Raw genomic sequence first — 2,298 nt, 5'->3', positions numbered from 1 at the left:
CCGTTCCCTCTCTACTCAATCAACCCATGTTCAGCCAGAAATCGGCCAACCCGAGCACGGAAGGCATCGGGATTACGCCAGGCAATCAGATGCCCGGCCTCTGGCTCGTAGACGATGCGTGCGCCGCGGATGCCAACCGCAACCGCACGGGCCTGCTCATCGGGAACGAAGGGGTCTTTTCCACCGTGAAAGATGATTGTCGGTACCTGAATCTGATCCAGACACGGTGTAACCAATGCCTCTTGTGCCGCGAGTTGTTCGATCACCGACTCAACACCGGCGTTAAGTATTGGCCACCAGTCGGCGCCGTGCTGCGTAGCCATGTAGCGGTGCCAGCTTGGTGACATACTGGCAGTTGCTTGCCGATGCGCTTCGTATGTTGCTCGCGTAACTCGGGCAAACACGCCGTCCAGGATAAGAGCAGCAATCTTGTCTGGCCGAATACAGACAGCATTTAGCGCGCTAATCCCACCGGCGCTCATCCCGAAAACCGGTACCGGCACCCGGAATAAGCCGGCTAATGCATCAGCCACTGCCTCTCCTTGCATACGAAAGTAGCGTGGCGTAAACAAGTCTGGTGGGCGTGCCGAGCCGCCGTGCCCCAACAAATCGAATGAGTAGACAGTAAATTGGTCGGCGAAGCGTTGGGCTAGCCGTACCTGCGTGGTGGCGCTGTAGGTATTTCCGTGCAGCAGAACGAATGGCGGGCCATTACCTACGGTGAAATAGTGCATAAGACCATAACGAGTAGGGACGTGGTTCATGGTTGTTCGCAATCAATTTTTGTAATCATTCTGTAATCTTTTACTGGTTATAGTACCATCTACATAACCTATAGTATTCCTAGCTACCGAAGTATAGCCGAAGATCGTACTAGCCCGCCAGGATATAACCAATGAAGTCTCATCGTGCCATAATCGCCCTGCTTGCAATATTGACCTTGGTCGTCACAATGATAGGTCGTGGCAGCACTGTGGAAGCAGTGGTAGTTCCGTCGACAGGTACACCATTTTACATTCAAACATCTAGCCCTAGTCGTGCATTGGGTATTGGTGACTGGTATACAAATTCAAGCGCAGGTGCAGGCAATGGTTACCACTATTTTACTCTACATGTACCCTGTGGCTGGCCCTCAGGTATACCGATACATATCGATCTCTTTCATCCCGATCTCAATGGTACACCGGGGGGAGGTGTTTCAGATGAAATAACTACAACTGGTACTACTGTATTTGAAGTCTACGGACCTGGAACTTCCCTCAACCCACCAACTCAACCTGCTCCAGGAGCCACAGGTTCACTGACTCAGGTAACATATAATCCGAACACTGTTGGCCCGCAATGGACACGACTGTATACGATTTTAGCACCGGTAACGTGCGGCACCTACATCCTACGCGCTCAAACCAACGGCACTGCCGACAATAGCTGGCGATTACGCTTCGGGTCGGATGACGACGCGAATCCTGATACCCCACCTCCTACCAACTATGATGACCCGGATGGCTTGCCGGGAACTGGTGATGAACTTTCTATCGGTCTGTCTGCAACAACATTTCAGCACGATGCTACTTCCGTTTCTTGCCTAACCCTATACGAGTATGTTGCACCAGGTCAAAACAGTGTCACGTTTCACAATTTTGACATGGACAATGCAACCAGGGTCAGATACTACTCACCCAACGACGTATACGATCCAAATGGATTGACTGGTGGTACTGCCGGCACATTATCATTAAATGCAGTTTGGAATAATAGCACTACTGCCACTCGTGTTGGCGATACGATATCCAATCCTACACCCGGATGGTGGCGGATTGTGTCTTGTATAAACAATAACAACCAGTTCATTCAGGAAGGACAAACCAGCGCTCTTTCTTACATGAGTCCGCCACCGGCCCCTAATCTTACACTGAGCAAAACCGATGGCGTGACCGTCGCCGCGCCGGGCGATGTTATTACCTACACACTGACCTTTACCAATACCGGTAACCCGATCACGTCGCCAGGTGCTGCGTACAATGTTGTGCTGACCGATACATTGCCCCCACAGGTTAGTTTTCTCAACTGTACAGCACCTAACGGTACCTGCACCCATAGCTCTGGAACAGTTGTGTACACTCGTACCAATCAGCTCAATTACAACGCAACAGATACGATTACGATCACAGTCCAGGTTGATCCATCTCTTACCAGCTCAGTTACGTTCACTAATACTGCCGTACTCGACTATCAAGATGGATACGGAAATCAATATCCTCAGGTACAGGCCAGCGATAGCGTCACGATTAATCAACC

At 50.8% G+C, this 2,298-nt stretch carries 2 protein-coding genes; one reads left to right on the top strand and one right to left on the bottom strand.

The features are described from left to right. Positions 1-11: 11 nt before the first annotated feature. Positions 12-764 carry an alpha/beta fold hydrolase gene (locus JE47_RS0120020; protein WP_031461435.1) on the bottom strand — a complete coding sequence of 251 codons (753 nt, stop codon included), beginning with the start codon at positions 762-764 and terminating at the stop codon, positions 12-14. 131 nt (positions 765-895) lie between these two features. On the opposite strand from JE47_RS0120020, the gene JE47_RS0120015 reads away from it, so the two are divergent. After that, a partial coding sequence (locus JE47_RS0120015; RefSeq protein WP_031461436.1) for a DUF11 domain-containing protein occupies positions 896-2,298 on the top strand: 1,403 nt, incomplete at its 3' end.

It is taken from the genome of Chloroflexus sp. MS-G, assembly GCF_000735195.1.
Lineage (GTDB): Bacteria > Chloroflexota > Chloroflexia > Chloroflexales > Chloroflexaceae > Chloroflexus.
This window is presented reverse-complemented; position numbering and strand designations above follow the sequence as displayed.

Coding starts and splice junctions, on each gene's coding strand:
- JE47_RS0120020 (WP_031461435.1), bottom strand. CDS start 764: ATGAACCACGTCCCTACTCGTTATGGTCTTATGCACTATTTCACCGTA.